This window comes from Rufibacter sp. XAAS-G3-1, from assembly GCF_013623775.1.
GTDB lineage: Bacteria > Bacteroidota > Bacteroidia > Cytophagales > Hymenobacteraceae > Nibribacter.
Genome location: NZ_JABFAM010000003.1, coordinates 73,881 through 90,805, shown reverse-complemented (window position 1 = coordinate 90,805; position 16,925 = coordinate 73,881). Strand labels below are relative to the sequence as shown.

The following is a 16,925-nucleotide window of genomic DNA, read 5'->3' as shown; positions in this document are numbered from 1 at the left end:
AGCTTCAAAGGGGGGAGTTCCTGCTTAGCTTAGATTCCTTTTTCCCGATATAAAAACGGCCTCCTGTGACTTACTACAAGAGGCCGTTTTTACGTCGGTTTTCCAAAAAGAGGCTTGAAACGCTTACCGGTGGCTATACTCTTTCACTGTCTGGATAAAGCATTTCACTTTCTCCGGGTCTGTGTCTGGGTACACGCCGTGGCCTAGGTTAGCAATGTGCCGGTTTGGCCCGAAGGCTTCCAGCATCTTGATGGTTTCGCGTTTTACGCCGGCAAAATCGTTGTAAAGCGCGCAGGGGTCTAAGTTGCCTTGCAGGGTTTTGTGGGGGCCAACGGCGGCGCGGGCGTCTTTCACGTCCATGTTCCAGTCCAAGCCAATTACCTGGCAGTCTAGTTGGGCAAAATCTGAGAGGGAGAAGAAAGCACCTTTGGCGAAAACCGTGACCGGAACCCCTCGAATGGCCTGGCAAATCTCTGCTATGTAGCGATAAGAGAATTCCTTGTAATGCGCCGGGGGCAAAATACCCGCCCAGGAATCAAAGATCTGGATGAGGTTTGCACCCGCTTCTACCTGCGCTTTTAAGTAAGCAATGGTGGTATCGGTGATTTTGCGGAGCAACTGGTGCGACAACTCAGGGGCTTCGTACAGCATTTTACGGGCTTTGGAGAACGTCTTGGAGCCGCTGCCTTCCACCATGTAGGCGAAGATCGTCCACGGTGCCCCCGCAAACCCAATCAAGGGCACGCGGCCGTTCAGTTCACGCTTGGTGACTTTGATGGCCTCCAACACGTAGTTCAGGTGCTCGTAAGGATCAGCCACGCGTATGTTTTCAACATCGGCAGCGGTTTTGATGGTGTTGGGGAACAAGGGCCCGCGTTTTTCTATCATTTCATAGGTGCAGCCCATGGCTTCGGGCACCACCAGAATATCGGAGAAAATAATGGCGGCATCTACGTCCAGCAAATCCACCGGCTGAATGGTGACCTCGGCGGCCAGTTCAGGGGTTTCCACCAGTTCCTTGAAGCCGGAGAGACGTTCCCGCACGGCGCGGTATTCCGGTAAAATGCGGCCTGCCTGGCGCATGAGCCACACAGGAGTTCGTTCAGTAGGCTGCCCCATGGCGGCCCGTAGGAGCAAGTCGTTCTTTAATTGCATAGCGCAAAGATAAAGCATAATAATGAGTCCTGAGTTCTGAGTCTGTAGTTCTGAGTCAGAATACGTGTAAGGAGCGGTTAAAGATGATTCCTGTTTTTAGGCTGGTTTTGTAAAATCAGCTTAAAAGCGGCTTTTTTGGGAGGTGACTGGTTATTTGAACAGAGCCAGCAGGGCCGTGACAATAAAGCTGACGCCTAATGATAACACAATGAAGCCCATGATTTTGGAAAGTGCCGCCAGGCCAGCTTTCCCCATGAAGATCATCAGCCGGGGCGAAAAAAGCAGGATGATGTAACTCACCAGACCTAACAAGATGATCGCCAGTACCATCAGGCCCATGTCAAGGTAGGTGAGGGATTTGGTGAAAAGACTGATGACTACCGCAATAGATCCCGGGCCAGAGAGCAGAGGCATGGCCAGCGGAGTGAAGGAGATGTCTTGTTTCTCCACCCCTTCGGCCACTACGTCTTTGGAGATTTTCTTGCCATCTTCGGCTTTAGGATTGAGGAGATCTAAGCCCGCCCGCATGATCATGATGCCCCCGGCAATACGTAAATCATGGATTCTGAGTCCGAAAAAGTCTAATACCGCCTGACCGGCCAGAAAGAACACGGTCAAAATCAGGATCATGTAAATACAGGCGCGTAATGCCTGCTGGTTCCGGCGGGCTGGGGAGTCGTCATGCGTGAGCGTGAGAAACACCGGCATGGCCCCAAACGGGTTTACCACCGAGAACAAAGCAGAGAAAGTGGCGAGTAGAATTTCCATTGCCGCCAATAATACGGAAATTCAGGAAATTACCAGCCATAAGCCAAGCAGCAGGAAACCAGATTGTCTGTTTCCTGCTCTGCCGCAGACGCTGCAAACGCCCCTCTTCCCTTGCCACCAGCGTGCGAGTTTGTGCGTCCGGTTTTTGCGGGCCGCGTGTTTTTGAAAGAAAATGACCTTCTTGCGGCTCCAAAATTTGTAGCTTACCCGCATAAGGGTGAGATTTGGCGTTTCAACGGAACCAGAAATTCCCGTTGGAAAAGCAGTTACCTTTTACCCTGATTTTCCGGTTTTAAGATGAATACTATCAAATTAGGCATATTGGGCGGCGGACAACTAGGCCGTATGTTGTTGCAGGCGGGCCTGGATTTCAACCTCTATACCCTGGTGCTGGATCCCGATGAACATGCGCCTTGTCGGCATCTCTGCGAAGAGTTTGTACACGGTGATTTCAAAGACTATGACACGGTGTACGCCTTCGGGAAACGCTGCACGCACGTAACCATTGAGATTGAGCATGTGAACGTAGATGCGCTGTTTGCTTTGGAGAAGGAGGGCATTCAGGTGTATCCGAAACCCGCTTCGCTGCAGACTATTCAAGACAAAGGTTTGCAGAAAGAGTTCTTCCGGAAAAACAGCATTCCCACCTCAGCTTTCAGGCTGTTGCAAGATTCCGCTGAATTAGAGGCCAACCAAGATTTCCTGCCTGCTTTCCAGAAACTCCGCCGCGGCGGATATGACGGCAACGGCGTCACCAGACTTTCATCAGCCGATGATTTCCAGAAAGCCTTCCAGGCACCCACCGTGCTGGAAAAGCTGGTGGAGTTTGAAACAGAAATCTCCGTCATCTGCGCCCGAAACGTGCGGGGGGAGGTAAAGGCTTTTCCGGTAGTAGAGCAAGTGATGCACCTTGAGCACAACCTGGTAGATTACCTGCTGGCCCCGGCCCAGATTGCCTACAAGTTGCAACGCATGGCCATTGAGATTGCCACGCACGTCACTACCGGGCTGGACATTGTGGGCCTTTTGGCCGTAGAAATGTTTGTGACCCGTGACGGGCAGATTCTGGTGAACGAGGTAGCCCCGCGTCCGCACAACAGCGGCCACCACACCATGAAAGCCAACGCCACCTCACAGTTTGAGCAGCATCTGCGGGCTATTTTAGGGTTGCCTTTGGGCGATACCGAGCCGCATTGTCCGGCCATTTTGGTAAACCTCTTAGGCGAAGCGGGGTATTCCGGTGAAGCCGTGTACCAAGGGCTGGAAGCCGTATTGCAGGAACCCGGCGTGCACATCCATCTATACGGGAAAAAGTTTACCCGTCCTTTCCGGAAAATGGGCCATTTAACGGTGCTGGCCCCCACCATTGAAGAAGTAAAACAGAAAGCAGATATCATCAAGAACCGCTTAAAAATCATTGCATGAGTCCATCTCCTGAGCAAAACACGGCCTTAGTAGGCATTATCATGGGCAGCCAGTCAGACCTGAAAGTAATGTCGGGCGCCGCCGATATTCTGGAACAACTGAACATTCCCTTTGAAGTCACCATTGTCTCGGCGCACCGCACGCCGCACCGCATGCTGGAGTACGCCGAAGGTGCCCGTAAGAAAGGCTTGAAAGTAATCATTGCCGGAGCCGGTGGAGCCGCTCATTTGCCCGGCATGGTGGCCGCCCTCACCACACTGCCTGTGATTGGGGTGCCCGTAAAATCCAGCAACTCCATTGACGGCTGGGACTCTGTTCTGTCTATCCTGCAAATGCCTTCGGGGGTGCCCGTGGCCACGGTAGCGTTGAACGGAGCCACCAACGCCGGTTTGCTCGCCGCCCAGATTTTGGGAACCACCAACGCCGTAGTAGCCGATGCCCTGGAGAAACACCGCACCACCCAACGCGACAAAGTGATGCGCTCGGTAGAGCAACTCCGCCGCGGCGACATTGAAATGGACTAGCCGTTGCTTTCCTTTCAGCCTATAGCCAGTACTGCCACGCCCGAGTTCTCTCAGGCGTGGGCTTTGTATGAAGAAGCGTTTCCAGAGGAAGAGCGGCGAAGTTTGGCGCAGCAGCAGAAGCTACTGGAGAACCCCGCTTACCAGTTTTTATTTATCTCCAGCGAAGGGGTTTTCCGGGGCTTTTTCGGGATTTGGCACTTAACTGGGTTTACCTTTCTGGAGCATTTCGCCGTTGCGCCTGCCGTCAGGGGAGAAGGCATAGGCAGGAAAGCCCTTGAAGCAGTTGTAAAAGCAACCCCGTTGCCGTTCATTTTGGAAGCGGAACCGCCCTTAACGGAGGTGGCCAAACGCCGGATCAGCTTTTATGAGCGGGCTGGGTTCTGGGTAAATGATTTTGAGTACCGGCAACCACCGTATGGCGCAGAAAAGCCTTGGGTGAAGTTGCTGCTCCTGTCATACCCCCATGTGCTGGGCATGCCTGGTCTGGAAGAAATCAAAACGCAATTGTACCGGCAGGTCTACCAACAGGCCGTTTAAAGGCTGTTTTTCTGAAAAGAAAGGAAAAGCGTCTGCCCCAAACTTTCCTGAAAGCCCTAAAACGTCTACGCTCTGTAGCGCCATTCAAGGATAAAACAGTAGACCATGACCAGGGCGCAAATGCTGAGGCCCAATGACTCACGGGCTTCCTCAATGGCGGGCGAGTGTTCCATGCCTTGAATAACGCCGTGGTACACCGGCGGCCAGAGCAAAAAGGCCCCGACGGCGTACCCCAGAAAAGCCAGCGCGTAGACCCATCTATACAATTTCCGCTGGTACGCCAGAAAGCAAAGCACCGCCGCCGCCAGATAAACCACTACCCAAATGGCTTGGTCAGGGTCGTTCAATTGCACTACGGCAAACAAAACGAACATCAGCATAAACACGAGCAGAAGTACACGACGGAGTCTCATAAGGTTCTAAGAGGTTGACTAGGGTTTGCTTTTGTAAGTAAAAATAGGCAGAATAAGGTTTCCCGGAAGCGTTTTTTGAACCGCGTGACAATGCCACAGGAGAGAAAAAGGCGTCCGGAGGTTCTTGTCCAGGGCGTTTGCAGCGCAAAGGATAACGTTTAAACATGCTCTGGGAACAGGGTTCTGAAAATCTTCACTAACGTATTCTCTTCCTGAGAAGGTACAAAGGCAACTCTTTTTCTTTCTAAAAGTATCTTCAAAGAAGGCTTTCCAAATCAATCTCTATGAAGATACTTTTCCGCCTGTATGTATTTGCTGCACTGGTTCTCTTGCTTTCTGGGTGTTACAAAATAAAGGGCAGCTACGGAGGCCCCCAAAGTTTTGAGCCGCAGCCCCGGGCGTTAGGGGCCAATGACGTGCCGTGCCCCACCGGCATCACGCTTGACGAGCAGGGTACTGTCAACATGACCTAGTCTGGTTTCGCCCACGGCCAAGCGTGGCTTCCTCCCACACTATTAAGCCTGTATAGCGAAAAGCAAGAGAAAACGGGAGTAACCGCTTTCTCTTGCTTTTCGCTATACAGAAGAAATGAAACCAGATACTCCCCACATTTACCTCATCCGGCACGCCCGGCCTATCATCAACCAAAAGGGCTTTTTTACGAAGGCGCAGGCCCAGCACTATCTGCAGGAGTACAATGTGGCCGAGGTGGAACAGGTTATTGAGCGGAGTGAGCATCTGCCCACGGATCAAATCAAAAGAGTGTTTTGCAGTACCTTGCCCCGCGCGAAGGCTACGGCCTTGCTGTTGTTTGGGCCAGACGTAGAGCTGATAGAAGATGCCACCTTTAAAGAATTTGAGAACCGCATCTGGGGATTGCCGGTGGGCAAGTTTCCGCTTAAATGGTGGCAGGTAACCTCCCGGGTTTTGTGGCTGCTGGGCTTAAACCAGAAAGACATTGAGAGTTTCAAACAAGCCAAAGCCCGCGCTTCCCAAGCCGCCCAGCACCTGATCAAAGAAGCCGAGGAAACCGGAATTGCCGTACTGGTGGCGCACGGTTTCCTGAATGAATTCATCAAACGAGCCCTCAAAAAGAAAGGCTGGAAAGTAGTGTTAGACGGAGGCCGGGGGTACGTTGGTGTGACTCAACTGGAGAAAAGCTAAACATGCGTTTTAAGCCCCTTTTTCAGAAAGTAGGCCCAAAACGCATGTTTTCTAATACGGGAATGGCTTCTTCTTTTTAGGCTCTTTTTTCACCGAAGAAGCAGAATAGCCTCCCTCGTACAGCTTACCGAAATTGATTTTCAGCTTCTCAGGGAAATCTTCTACTTGGCGGCAGTTGGTGTGTTCCAGGGCCCTGAGCGTTAATTCTGCGCAGGCATAGGAATCAGCGGCGGCGCGGTGGTGTTTGAACTGGATGCCGTGGCGGTTACAGAGCGACTTCAAGTCATACTGCGGTAGCCCTTGCCACACCTGCTTGGAGAACTGCACACTACACGCGTACTGCAATTCTGGGAAAGGTAGCCGGTAGGTGTTCAGGGTAGCCCGAAGCACGCTCATGTCAAAGCTGGCGTTATGGGCAATCACTAGTTGGTTCTGTAGCATGGGCCTTAACTCTTGCCACACCTGGTCAAACGCCGGGCTGTTCTTGACATCCTGCGGCTTAATGCCGTGGATGCTGATGTTCATGCCGTTGAAGTAGGGGTAAGATTTCGGCTTGATCAGCCATGCTTCCGTTCCCACAATCTGTCCCTTCTGCACAAACGTCAAGCCAATCTCACAGGGGCTGTCCCGCTCTGGGGTGGCCGTCTCAAAATCCAGGGTAATAAAATCCATGCGCTCGTCCTTCTTTGCGTTGCAGCTGCAAGGTACAACCGTTTTAGCCGAGGACGTTTACATTTGGCCAGGAAACTCCTTAGAATTGAGGATACTTGCGGTGTAAGCAAGTATCAGGTGCAGGAAGTGGAAAGGAAGCTGGATTAAGATGGAAGAGAGGGCAGGAGAACGTAAGTAGGCTTTTGAGAGAGAAATAAAAAAGCCACTCTTTGTAGAGTGGCCTTAGGGTGCTGGTGTTGGACAGCTATTTAAGTCCAATTGGATTGGAAACCTTCTTGAAATCCAGATCCAGATAATCCGCAGCAAGCAAGGCCTCTTCTAGCGGTTTATGCCCTTCTTGTTTGATGGGGTATAAACACCCTTCCTCGTCCAATAACGCTACGGGGCTAACCTCAGGTAGCACCTTCAGGGTGTCTTTTGCTAGTACCAATGTTTCCTCTTCTAAAAAGGCGGGGGTACCGTTTCGGGAATAGATCGCGTAATGCATAAAATTTGCCGTAAGCTTCTTTTACGGGAGTTGCAAATGGTTGGTTTGGCCCGCAACACTTTGGTTTACCCGATCTTTCCTTCTTGCACAAACGCCACGCCAATCTCACACGGGCTGTCCCGCTCTGGGGTGGCCGTCTCAAAATCCAGGGTGATGAAGTTGAGGAGTATCTTTACTGGCCTTCCTTTTATTCTTACAATGAGGCTGTTTAGTGTTTTTTGCTTGTTTTCATAAAAGTAGCCTCAAAACAACTTACCAACCAAGGCTTGCGGCAGTGTGCCAATAAACTCCCTGTTTTGGGTTGTTTTTAAAGAAGTAGCCTGTAAACGCTGACCCCAGCAGACACTTGCACCAAGAGAATGGCTTTAAAAGCCGATCCACGGAAAACCCTAAATGGGTTAAATATATAAACAGATTAGTAGAGTGTTAACTTCGTTACAAAATGGCTTTTTTGCGAGTATCAATATCTTGCTTGTGCCTTTTAAAGCTTCAGGTAACACTCTAGAGCTTCTCTGCCGCTAATTATTTCATGTTACCGATTAAGCCAAAGTTTCCTTCTTCATGGTCCAACGGGACTTCGGCTACCGGGACGTGCCCCAGGACTTCACCGGTTTGGTCTTCTACACCAACTTGGGCGGGGAGTTCGTTAACGGCTACTACTACTACTACTACGTGCGGGGAAAGATTAGCAAGATGGCCAGGAAGGGAAGTGCCGGAAGTGTATCTCCGAGCCAAGCCCGGTCTAGCTGCTTTTCTGTGCCACTGGAGCAACATAGTGGTTGGGTGTGCGTGGGGGACAACTGCTCCTATAAATACACCAATACCACCTATGTAAATCTCTGCGATTATACAGAGGAGACGGAACCGGACACTGATGATGGCGGCGGCTACGGCGGCGAGACCACTGATGGCGGCGGAGGGGACGGGGATTCAGAGCCACCAAGCAATGATGAGCTGGAGAACGCAATTTACGAAAAACCATTTGCGCTGCTTCCGGACGTGCCCTGTGCCATTGTCCAGCAGTGGGTGGCTCTGGCCAAGTTCACAGTTGGCCTTGCCCAGCAGCAGAAGGTGGGGGGTATTGTTACTCAAAATTCGTATCCATCATTTAGTATTGATATACCTGCTAGCACAGCTTATTTATCCAAAGTCTTAGACATTGACAACGCCTATAGCTCGGTGGTGAACATGGACTATTTCGGGGTGAGGGTGAACACACTCCCCATGATCAATGGGCAGCGGGCTACGGCAGAGCAGTTTCTTAACCTAATTAGAATAAACATCAATAACTTTGTGGATACTGAAAACTCTGAGTTTACACCTTATAACCACTACAACGTGGATGACAGGGCTCTCTGGTCTTCCAACAACCCTTTGGGTGCTATTGTAAGTATAGACATCTGGGGTCCTAGGAACGGCTCAGTTATCGTATCGAATTACAACTCCAACAGTTGGACGTTCTCCACTCTAAAAGACCCGTTTAATGGTGTTCATCCTGTTAGCGGCAATAGAGAGTTCGGATTCACAACTAATACAGACGGCAGCTATACCTTTTATACTAGAGGAGTAGACAGGCTTTCTGATGCTATCATCACTGGCTCACAGATAGTCGGTGGAATCCCTTTTAATCAAGCTGATGAACTGTGGACATCTTTCCAAAATAGAATAAAATTGTATGTAAACAATCATAGTGGCAATGCATCAAACAGCATTACTGAAACGTATCGGCCGGATTGGTCAGCTCTTAAAGACGTAGTTGACGGCAAAAAACCATTAAGCACTCTTTCAACTGATTGCAAGTAAAAGCTTATAACATATGAAGGTTATAAAAAGGTTTTTTGATGCAAGTTTGATAGTAATAGTAATAGTAAACATACTAACCCTTGTGCTTACTCTTCCATATGGAGGAATAACAAGGGGAATATACTTTAGTGTTCTTACGGACCGACCTGAATTCTCACATCTTAATTACAGTATATTAGTCTCTATCAATATCGTATCTACTATTTTGGTTATTCTTGGGACAATTTTGCCTTTGGTAGTTGTTTTCATAAAGACTTCTATGAAAAGGAAATTAATAATTTGCTTGGCACTGATACCTATCTTGTTCTTGATAGTTAGGATTTTAGCTTTTCCAGAGCCAGACTCTTTTAAACAAACATCAATGGGAGAATACCAAATAAAGACTTACGAATGGAAGACCAGACACGGAAGAAAGGTTAAAAGCTGGAAAAGTGAAAAGCCGTATAGCGCCTATAAGCACAATGAAAGAATAAAATGGATTCTAATTGAAAACAACATTAAGCACCTTATCAAATGACTGTCAGTAGCAAAACCAAATTTGTGTTGATTTGGGTAATATTTGGCCTATTTGTTATACCTATTCTTAATGCAGGTCTACTATTGTAATAAAATTAGCATTCGAACTGGAATATTACAGTAACCTCAATTTTAGGTTCCGAAGGTCTGGTATTTATTGGTGCGGATAATCTTTGGAAGTCTTTTCAAAATGGGATACAAAATTATGTAAACAGTCACCAAGGCACTGCAAGCAAAAACGATCCTCAGGTTTATCGTCCAGATTGGGCCAAAGTCAAGGACGTAGTAGATGGCAAGAAACCTTTAAGTACCTTATCGAATGACTGTAACTAAAAGAAAAAGCATGTGGCCTTACTTGCTAAGTAGATTTATCGCAATATTAATATTGGTTTTCCCTGTTTGCACAGGGGTATTTGTAGTGATATCTTTAGAAATATTTGATGCAAGCGATCAATACAGTAATAATTTTAGCCATGGCTTTTATTTGTGGGGAATGACTTTCTTTTATGGTACATGGTCTTTTCTGCTATTTGTTATGTTGCCTTATCTCCTAGTCTATATCTATACATCTCTAAATAAATTAAATGTATTTTTTAAGCTCTTCACTTTCCTTATGTTACTCTTCACTTTCCTTATGTTACTCAATCTAATGGGAATTGTTGTTCCAGAGGGTTCTGTAATTGATTTTTTAGGTTCAACTCCTTATCCAAGGGTATGGATTCTATATTTTTTATTAACCATCACGCTCTGTCCTCTATGCAACATAGCCTTAGACAGGATAGTCGGAAACAGAGCATTGGCAGGAAAGAGCTAAATATCATTCCAGAGATCCAGAATTATAAGGCTCTCTGGAATGCCTAAAGGAAGAAGATTATCTGGCATTTATAGATGCTTATCATTCAACAAAAAAGCCTCACCGCAACGCGGTGAGGCTTTCCTCAACTAAACCTATATTAATTATTTTACTTCTTCGTAATCTACGTCCGTCACGTTGTCAGCACCGCCGCTGGATTGCTGCTGGGTTCCGTCCGCGCTTCCGCCGCCTGGCTGTCCGCCACCGAATCCGGCGTCAGGGCCTGGTTGTCCAGCTCCGCCGGTGGCCGCGTACATCTCCTGAGAGGCCGCCTGCCACGCGTTGTTGATGCTTTCCATGGCGCTGTCAATCGCGCCCAGGTCTTTGGACTCATGCGCTTTTTTCAGGTCAGCCAGAGCTGCTTCAATGGCAGTTTTGTTTCCGGCAGAAAGTTTCTCGCCGTACTCTTTCAGCTGCTTCTCGGTCTGGAAGATCATAGAGTCCGCCTGGTTCACTTTCTCTACCTGCTCTTTCGCAATGCGATCCGCCTCGGCGTTCGCCTCCGCCTCTTTGCGCATGCGCTCAATCTCCTGCTCAGACAAACCGGAAGAAGCTTCAATACGGATTTTCTGCTCCTTGTTGGTTCCTTTGTCTTTGGCAGACACGTGCAGGATACCGTTGGCGTCAATGTCAAACGTTACCTCTATCTGCGGAACCCCACGCGGTGCCGGTGGAATATCTGACAAGTGGAACCTTCCGATGGTGCGGTTGTCGCGGGCCATAGGGCGCTCACCCTGCAACACGTGGATCTCCACGCTTGGCTGGTTGTCAGAAGCGGTGGAGAAGGTCTCAGACTTCTTGGTCGGGATAGTGGTGTTGGACTCAATCAGTTTGGTCATCACGCCGCCCATGGTCTCAATGCCCAAGGAAAGCGGAGTTACGTCTAATAACAGAACGTCTTTCACCTCGCCGGTCAAGACACCACCCTGGATCGCGGCGCCAATGGCCACCACCTCATCTGGGTTCACCCCCTTAGATGGTTTCTTGCCGAAGAACTTCTCTACTTCCTCCTGGATTCTTGGGATACGGGTAGAACCACCCACCAAGATCACCTCGTCAATGTCACTTGGCTGCAAACCAGCGTCTTGCAAGGCCTTGCGAACCGGCTCCATGGAACGACGGATCAAAGAATCTGCCAATTGCTCAAATTTGGCCCGCGTTAATTTACGCACCAAGTGCTTAGGGCCTGTCTGGGTAGCCGTGATGTACGGCAGGTTGATTTCGGTCTCAGAAGAAGACGAGAGCTCGATTTTCGCTTTCTCAGCCGCTTCTTTCAAACGCTGCAACGCCATTGGGTCAGTGCGCAAGTCCATGCTTTCTTCCGCTTTGAACTCATCGGCTAACCAGGCAATGATTACTTGGTCAAAGTCATCACCACCTAAGTGCGTGTCACCGTTGGTAGACAATACTTCAAACACACCGTCGCCTAATTCCAGCACCGAGATATCGAAAGTACCACCACCTAAGTCGTATACCGCTATTTTCTGGTCAGCGTGTTTTTTATCCAAGCCGTACGCCAAGGCCGCGGCGGTAGGCTCGTTGATGATCCGTTTCACTTCCAAACCGGCAATCTGCCCGGCTTCTTTGGTGGCCTGACGTTGCGCGTCGTTGAAGTAGGCCGGCACGGTGATTACCGCCTCGGTCACGGAAGTGCCCAGGTAATCTTCCGCGGTCTGCTTCATTTTCTGCAACACCATGGCAGAAAGCTCCTGCGGCGTGTATTCGCGGTCGCCAATTTTCACGCGCACGGTGTTGTTGCTGCCAGACTGCACGTTATAAGACACATGCTGGGTTTCGTCTTTTACTTCAGAGTAGCCGCGGCCCATGAAACGCTTGATGGACGCGATGGTATTTTGTGGGTTGGTGATAGCTTGACGCTTGGCAGGATCTCCTACTTTACGCTCACCGTTCCCGTTGTCCAGGAAAGCCACGATGGACGGAGTAGTCCGACGGCCCTCGCTGTTCGGAATCACCACCGGTTCGTTCCCCTCCATTACGGCCACGCAAGAGTTGGTAGTTCCTAAGTCAATGCCTATGATTTTTCCCATTGCTATAGTTTTATTTTAAGTAGTTCCTGATTTAACTTGTTTTGCTTCTTAGTAACAAGACATGTGCCAAGGCCTAAATTCATGCCATTTGTGACACAATGTCATTTCTGGCAAAAGCCCAAAGTTTCTATATACGAACAATTGGCGGAGGGTGTCAGGTAAGAATGCGTTTTTGGCTTGTTTTTAGGGAAACAGGTCAGAAACGTAGTGGCGTTACCCTGTAACGCCGTGGTTCTACGCAGCGTCACAGGGTCAAGTACTTGATTGCCGTCCTATGCAAATGAGCGCTAGTTCTTGCCTTGGGAGAGAGTATTTTAAAGAAGAGACAGTTGTCGTTTCATGGAGACACGTCGTGTAGGTGCCACAATGCTACGGTTCCGTTTCTAAGCTGTTTTCCGGAAAACGGGCCGAAAAAGAACTTACCGTTTTTTATAAGGGCGTTGGAAGGTATTTATCGGTTTGGCCAGTCCTTTCAGCTGTTTTACTTCTTCGGGTGTCAACGCTCTAAATTCACCGGGCGGTAGCGAGTCCAATTTCAGAGTTCCGATGGCCACGCGCACCAGCCGGAGGGTAGGGTAGCCCACCGCCGCCGTCATCTTACGCACCTGCCGGTTCATGCCCTGGCTTATTTTGATTTCCACCCACGTAGTTGGAATGTTCGCCCGGAACCGGATGGGCTTAGAACGTTCTCCCAGGTTCACTTCCTCTAACAGCCTGGCTTTGGCCGGGGTGGTCTTTTTGCCTTGGATCAGCACACCTCTTTCCAGCTGGTTCAGTGCCTCATGGGTGGGCGTGCCTTCCACCTGCACCCAGTACGTTTTCTCCACCTTGAACTTTGGGGCAGAGAGCCGATGCTGCAATTGTTTGTCATCGGTGAGCAGCACCAAACCTTCGCTGTCATAATCTAACCGGCCCACAGGATACACGTTGGGAATGGGCACAAAGTCTTTCAACGTGCTGCGGCCGGTTTCATCTGTGAACTGGGTGAGGACTTCAAAAGGCTTGTTGAGAAGGAAATACTGCAAAGCGTCAAGTTTAGGTAGAAACCAAAGGTACGCCTTTGGCCTGTTTTGGGCTAACTTTTAGGAAAGTGGGGTAGAAACGGCAGAAAGCCAGGAGCACTACAAACTCCCATAGAAGCGCCGCAAGGCCCACTCTGTACAGGCCAAACCCAGCAGCAGGAAATAGAACCACGGCTGCTCCAGCAAATCTTTTTCTTCCTGGTGGCTGCGCAGAACGGTTTTAAAGTTGGCCTTCAAAAGATCTTGTTCCAGTTGGGCCAGTTGGGCCGGGTAATACAACCGTGTCTCTGACCGCTCTGCAATCTGGCTTAATAAACGATGATCGGCCACGGCCAGGAGCGATTCCAGGTTCTGTTCCTGCACTATAAACTCACCGGTGTCTGTATAAGGTTGGTTTTCTACGCGGGTAGATGCGGTGTAGCGGTACACGCCCACGGGTAAGTTGCCCAGCCGCAGCCCTTCGCCGCCTTGCTCGTGCCTAAATGTATGGCGGGTCTGTTTTCCGCCTCCGTGGGTGAGGGTGAGCGAAACCGTCTGCCCGAAGATTTCCTCCTGTACGGCATTGAAGACATCGGCTTGCAAGGCCACCCCTTCTGAGGTTTCAAACTCATCTTTTACCGGGTACACGTGCAGGCGCTTCTGGTTCCGGCGGTTGGCCAGCAGCTGTACCAGGTGGGTCATCAGCTCGTCATAGATTTGCGACGAGCCGTGGTCAACGGCCTCGGTGAGGCGCCACTGCCAGCTACCGTCGGTGAGGAGCACGGCGGCAGGGGTGGGGGCCGCTGGCTTGTAGACCAGAAGCGGTTTGGTGGTTCTGACCGTGCCCACCTGCTGTTGCAGAATGACCTCGGCCGCCGGGGCAATCTGCCAGTCTCCGTAGGTTACCGCCGCGGGGGGCCAGCTTCTGATCCGGGCCTGGGCGATGGGCTCGGTAGAGAAACGGCGGAAGGTGTTGTTCAAAATAGGCTGCACCTCGTCAAACTGCGGCGAAGGTCGGCTCAGTTGTACGCCGGCCTGTAGCGCGTTAAAGGCATTGAAATCGGTTTGAGGGCCCAGAATGTAGAGCGAGGGCACGTTGGCAGCCCTTAACCGGCGAAGCCATTCTGTGCCCATCCCGCTGGTGTGGGGAATCTGGTGGAGGATAGCGGCGTCATACGGTGTTTTGAACGATGGGTTTTGGAAAGGCCCCAGCACTACCTCTACTTCCAGAAGCTGATTAGTGAGCAGCGCGCTGCGGAGGGCTTTGATGTCTGGGTGCGGAGCGGCGGCAGCCACCAAAATCTTCAGTTTCCCTTTGATTACCTCCAGGTACGCGTGCCTGCGGTTGTTCAACGTGGTGAATTCTGCGGTGAGGGGTTGCACCACCACCTGGTAGTGTTTCTTGCCTGTTTGCCCCGAGGTTACCTGAAACGAGGTTTGAACCGTTCCGCTGCGCGGCAAGGCCACGGTTTTGCGCTGTACCGTTTTGCCGTTTTCCTGCAGCAGGATAGTGGCATTTGTGCCCGTGAAGCCGTTGTGCCGTACCCGCGCCACCACTGGGAAGGAGGTGCCTGTGTAGTTGATTTTGTTGTACTGCACTTCTTCCAGTACCACATCACGCTGGGCCACGGTATCGCCTAGCGCCAATGGGTAAATGGGGGCATCATACATCTGGAACGTGGGCGTGGGGCCCTGGTTATGGATGCCGTCTGAGATGAGGACGGTGGCGGCCAGGTTCTGGTTGTGATAGGTCTGGTTTCCTTTTTCCAGTAAGGCATGCAGGTTGGTGACCGGGGCGTTGAGCGGCGTCTGCGCCAATGAGGTAACGGCGGTGTCTCCCGCCTGAAAGGTTTGATTCACCACTTCCAGCCCTTTTTCCCGGAGCCGTTCGGCCAGCGCATCTACTCTTTGCAGGGTGCGGGTTAGATCTTCTTTTTGGGTAAACAGCCCCACCGATTGGGAGTTGTCCAGCGCCAGCACTACTTTGGGTTTTACCTCCTCCTGCCTAATGCGGCGCGTGTAAGGTTCCAGCAACAGGAAACACACCAACGTCACCAGAAGGGCCCGCAAAGAAGCTAAAAACCAGCGCAGCCCCGTAGGCCAGGGGCCACCCCGGCGGTACATGAACCAGGCAACACCGATTCCTGCCGCCAGGCAAAGCAATGCATACCAGGGAGAATAAGCAGTGTAGATTTGGAGTGATGGCACAAACGGCGGGTTAAGTCACAGGATCAAGTAGCAAGATAAAAGAAGTACGCCAAATTTGAGTTGAATCTGCTCTGGTTAACTACTTTATTTCTTAACTGACCGCCAAGGCTCGTTATTGCCTTTCTCTGGTTTAGGGCTGTTTTCTGGAAAGTAGGCTAAAAGGGTAGGGGTACTCCCTTGTGGTTGCCCTTCACGGTTTGCTCGGTAACGTTAGCTGGCATCGTGGGACAGGTCGCGACCTTGTCCGTGCATCCTCTGGAAAATAGCATGGAAAATGGGCAATCACAAGAAAGGGCAACCACAAGGGAGTACCCCTACAGAAAAGAGAAAGCCAGTGTCAGTCTGTACCAACACCGGCTTTCTTTAGGAAATATTCCTAATTCTTAATTCCTAATTAATTAGGTGAGCATACCGCCGTCTACTTGCAACGTTTGTCCGGTTACGTAGGCAGACAAGTCTGAGGCCAGGAATACGGCGGCGTTGGCCACGTCCTCCGGGGAACCTCCGCGTTTCAGCGGGATAGCTTTGCGCCACTCGGCTACTACCGCGGCATCCAACTCGTCGGTCATGTCGGTCTCAATGAAGCCTGGCGCGATGGCGTTGCTGCGGATGTTCCGGGAACCCAACTCCAGGGCCACCGACTTGGTGAACCCGATGATGCCCGCTTTAGAAGCCGCGTAGTTGGCCTGTCCGGCGTTGCCTTTGATGCCCACCACACTGGTCATGTTGATGATGGAACCGTTCTTGGCGCGCATCATGTGCTTGGTGGCCGCCTTGGTCAGGTTGAAGACCGATTTCAGGTTGGTGTTGATCACGGCATCCCACTGTTCTTCGCTCATGCGCATCAGCAGACCATCTTTGGTGATACCGGCGTTGTTCACCAGTACATCCAGCTTGCCGAAGTCTTTTACCACGGCTTCCACCAGTTGCTCGGCTTGGGTGAAGTCAGCCGCATCTGAACGGTAGCCTTTGGCTTGGATGCCGTACTCGGCTAATTCCTGCTCCAGGGCCTGGCCTTTCTCCACGCTGGAGAGATAGGTGAAGGCCACGTTGGCGCCCATTGCGGCATATTTCTTCGCGATGGCCCGGCCAATGCCTTTGGAGGCGCCGGTAACTAAGGCAGTTTTTCCTTCCAATAATTTCATAGTGCTTCTTTAAAGGGCCGCCACCGGTTTGGAGACGCTCCCCGTTTCTCAACGCCAAATATACTAATTGCCCGCGGGAGCCAAAGAACCAACCCGTAGTTTTCCCTTAGAGCTGCCGTTTCTGCCTTGTTTCTGGAAAACGGCTCATAAACGGATCATCGGCCTGGTACGTGATTCACTATGGCGCAGAAGTTAGGATCTCTGAA

17 protein-coding genes are annotated in these 16,925 nt (G+C 50.7%); 8 read left to right on the top strand and 9 right to left on the bottom strand.

Going from position 1 to position 16,925, the window contains the following annotated elements:
• Window positions 1-123: 123 nt before the first annotated feature.
• Both hemE and HHO50_RS01230 read right to left on the bottom strand, forming a co-directional pair.
• Window positions 124-1,155, bottom strand: a complete 1,032-nt coding sequence (hemE, locus tag HHO50_RS01235; protein ID WP_181304188.1) for a uroporphyrinogen decarboxylase — start codon at window positions 1,153-1,155, stop codon at window positions 124-126.
• A gap of 150 nt (window positions 1,156-1,305) precedes the next feature.
• The gene (locus tag HHO50_RS01230) at window positions 1,306-1,923 is read right to left on the bottom strand and encodes a MarC family protein (protein ID WP_181304187.1); all 618 of its coding nucleotides are present in this window, start codon (window positions 1,921-1,923) and stop codon (window positions 1,306-1,308) included.
• Window positions 1,924-2,220: 297 nt separating this feature from the next.
• Here HHO50_RS01230 and HHO50_RS01225 point away from each other — a divergent pair, with 297 nt between their 5' ends.
• Genes HHO50_RS01225 through HHO50_RS01215 form a run of 3 tightly spaced genes read left to right on the top strand, consistent with a single transcriptional unit; the run spans window position 2,221 to window position 4,409 of the window.
• Entirely contained in the window at window positions 2,221-3,348 is a 1,128-nt protein-coding gene (locus HHO50_RS01225; RefSeq protein ID WP_181304186.1) for a 5-(carboxyamino)imidazole ribonucleotide synthase, read from the top strand.
• On the top strand, window positions 3,345-3,872 hold the full coding sequence (gene purE / locus HHO50_RS01220; protein WP_181304185.1) for a 5-(carboxyamino)imidazole ribonucleotide mutase: 528 nt from the start codon (window positions 3,345-3,347) through the stop codon (window positions 3,870-3,872). The genes HHO50_RS01225 and purE overlap by 4 nt, the downstream gene beginning before the upstream one ends.
• 3 nt (window positions 3,873-3,875) lie before the next feature.
• Window positions 3,876-4,409, top strand: a complete 534-nt coding sequence (locus HHO50_RS01215; RefSeq protein ID WP_181304184.1) for a GNAT family N-acetyltransferase — start codon at window positions 3,876-3,878, stop codon at window positions 4,407-4,409.
• A 65-nt stretch (window positions 4,410-4,474) separates the two neighbouring features.
• Here the strand turns inward: HHO50_RS01215 and HHO50_RS01210 are convergent, their stop codons facing one another.
• Window positions 4,475-4,822 carry a transmembrane 220 family protein gene (locus HHO50_RS01210; RefSeq protein WP_181304183.1) on the bottom strand — a complete coding sequence of 116 codons (348 nt, stop codon included), beginning with the start codon at window positions 4,820-4,822 and terminating at the stop codon, window positions 4,475-4,477.
• A 284-nt stretch (window positions 4,823-5,106) separates the two neighbouring features.
• On the opposite strand from HHO50_RS01210, the gene HHO50_RS01205 reads away from it, so the two are divergent.
• Together HHO50_RS01205 and HHO50_RS01200 are read left to right on the top strand one after the other, a co-directional pair.
• Window positions 5,107-5,295 (top strand): hypothetical protein, encoded by a 189-nt coding sequence (locus HHO50_RS01205; RefSeq protein ID WP_181304182.1) that lies wholly within the window; start codon window positions 5,107-5,109, stop codon window positions 5,293-5,295.
• A gap of 115 nt (window positions 5,296-5,410) precedes the next feature.
• Window positions 5,411-5,986 (top strand): histidine phosphatase family protein, encoded by a 576-nt coding sequence (locus tag HHO50_RS01200; protein WP_181304181.1) that lies wholly within the window; start codon window positions 5,411-5,413, stop codon window positions 5,984-5,986.
• A 51-nt stretch (window positions 5,987-6,037) separates the two neighbouring features.
• Here HHO50_RS01200 and HHO50_RS01195 read toward each other — a convergent pair whose 3' ends face one another.
• Window positions 6,038-6,658: a 3'-5' exonuclease gene (locus HHO50_RS01195; RefSeq protein WP_181304180.1), complete on the bottom strand. Its 621-nt coding sequence runs from the start codon at window positions 6,656-6,658 to the stop codon at window positions 6,038-6,040.
• A 244-nt stretch (window positions 6,659-6,902) separates the two neighbouring features.
• Window positions 6,903-7,145: a hypothetical protein gene (locus HHO50_RS01190; protein ID WP_181304179.1), complete on the bottom strand. Its 243-nt coding sequence runs from the start codon at window positions 7,143-7,145 to the stop codon at window positions 6,903-6,905.
• A 561-nt stretch (window positions 7,146-7,706) separates the two neighbouring features.
• Here HHO50_RS01190 and HHO50_RS01185 point away from each other — a divergent pair.
• The 3 genes from HHO50_RS01185 (at window position 7,707) to HHO50_RS01175 (ending at window position 10,278) form a co-directional block, all read left to right on the top strand.
• Window positions 7,707-8,948 (top strand): hypothetical protein, encoded by a 1,242-nt coding sequence (locus HHO50_RS01185; protein WP_181304178.1) that lies wholly within the window; start codon window positions 7,707-7,709, stop codon window positions 8,946-8,948.
• Window positions 8,949-8,961: 13 nt separating this feature from the next.
• Window positions 8,962-9,465, top strand: coding sequence for a hypothetical protein (locus HHO50_RS01180; protein WP_181304177.1), 504 nt, complete (start codon window positions 8,962-8,964; stop codon window positions 9,463-9,465).
• A 318-nt stretch (window positions 9,466-9,783) separates the two neighbouring features.
• Window positions 9,784-10,278 carry a hypothetical protein gene (locus tag HHO50_RS01175; protein ID WP_181304176.1) on the top strand — a complete coding sequence of 165 codons (495 nt, stop codon included), beginning with the start codon at window positions 9,784-9,786 and terminating at the stop codon, window positions 10,276-10,278.
• A gap of 143 nt (window positions 10,279-10,421) precedes the next feature.
• Here the strand turns inward: HHO50_RS01175 and dnaK are convergent, their stop codons facing one another.
• The 4 genes from dnaK to fabG all read right to left on the bottom strand — a co-directional run bounded on the left by dnaK (window position 10,422) and on the right by fabG (window position 16,719).
• On the bottom strand, window positions 10,422-12,365 hold the full coding sequence (gene dnaK, locus HHO50_RS01170; protein ID WP_181304175.1) for a molecular chaperone DnaK: 1,944 nt from the start codon (window positions 12,363-12,365) through the stop codon (window positions 10,422-10,424).
• Window positions 12,366-12,784: 419 nt separating this feature from the next.
• Entirely contained in the window at window positions 12,785-13,390 is a 606-nt protein-coding gene (locus HHO50_RS01165; RefSeq protein WP_181304174.1) for a pseudouridine synthase, read from the bottom strand.
• 96 nt (window positions 13,391-13,486) lie between these two features.
• On the bottom strand, window positions 13,487-15,574 hold the full coding sequence (locus HHO50_RS01160) for a VWA domain-containing protein (RefSeq protein ID WP_181304173.1): 2,088 nt from the start codon (window positions 15,572-15,574) through the stop codon (window positions 13,487-13,489).
• A 398-nt stretch (window positions 15,575-15,972) separates the two neighbouring features.
• Complete coding sequence (gene fabG / locus HHO50_RS01155) at window positions 15,973-16,719, bottom strand: 3-oxoacyl-[acyl-carrier-protein] reductase (RefSeq protein WP_181304172.1); 747 nt, start codon at window positions 16,717-16,719, stop codon at window positions 15,973-15,975.
• Window positions 16,720-16,925 lie beyond the last annotated feature (206 nt).

What these genes read in the sequence shown, in the direction of transcription:
- hemE (WP_181304188.1), bottom strand. Translation starts at nt 1,155, where the DNA reads ATGCAATTAAAGAACGACTTGCTCCTACGGGCCGCCATGGGGCAGCCT.
- HHO50_RS01230 (WP_181304187.1), bottom strand. Translation starts at nt 1,923, where the DNA reads ATGGAAATTCTACTCGCCACTTTCTCTGCTTTGTTCTCGGTGGTAAAC.
- HHO50_RS01225 (WP_181304186.1), top strand. Translation starts at nt 2,221, where the DNA reads ATGAATACTATCAAATTAGGCATATTGGGCGGCGGACAACTAGGCCGT.
- purE (WP_181304185.1), top strand. Translation starts at nt 3,345, where the DNA reads ATGAGTCCATCTCCTGAGCAAAACACGGCCTTAGTAGGCATTATCATG.
- HHO50_RS01210 (WP_181304183.1), bottom strand. Translation starts at nt 4,822, where the DNA reads ATGAGACTCCGTCGTGTACTTCTGCTCGTGTTTATGCTGATGTTCGTT.
- HHO50_RS01205 (WP_181304182.1), top strand. Translation starts at nt 5,107, where the DNA reads ATGAAGATACTTTTCCGCCTGTATGTATTTGCTGCACTGGTTCTCTTG.
- HHO50_RS01200 (WP_181304181.1), top strand. Translation starts at nt 5,411, where the DNA reads ATGAAACCAGATACTCCCCACATTTACCTCATCCGGCACGCCCGGCCT.
- HHO50_RS01195 (WP_181304180.1), bottom strand. Translation starts at nt 6,658, where the DNA reads ATGGATTTTATTACCCTGGATTTTGAGACGGCCACCCCAGAGCGGGAC.
- HHO50_RS01190 (WP_181304179.1), bottom strand. Translation starts at nt 7,145, where the DNA reads ATGCATTACGCGATCTATTCCCGAAACGGTACCCCCGCCTTTTTAGAA.
- HHO50_RS01185 (WP_181304178.1), top strand. Translation starts at nt 7,707, where the DNA reads ATGGTCCAACGGGACTTCGGCTACCGGGACGTGCCCCAGGACTTCACC.
- HHO50_RS01180 (WP_181304177.1), top strand. Translation starts at nt 8,962, where the DNA reads ATGAAGGTTATAAAAAGGTTTTTTGATGCAAGTTTGATAGTAATAGTA.
- HHO50_RS01175 (WP_181304176.1), top strand. Translation starts at nt 9,784, where the DNA reads ATGACTGTAACTAAAAGAAAAAGCATGTGGCCTTACTTGCTAAGTAGA.
- dnaK (WP_181304175.1), bottom strand. Translation starts at nt 12,365, where the DNA reads ATGGGAAAAATCATAGGCATTGACTTAGGAACTACCAACTCTTGCGTG.
- fabG (WP_181304172.1), bottom strand. Translation starts at nt 16,719, where the DNA reads ATGAAATTATTGGAAGGAAAAACTGCCTTAGTTACCGGCGCCTCCAAA.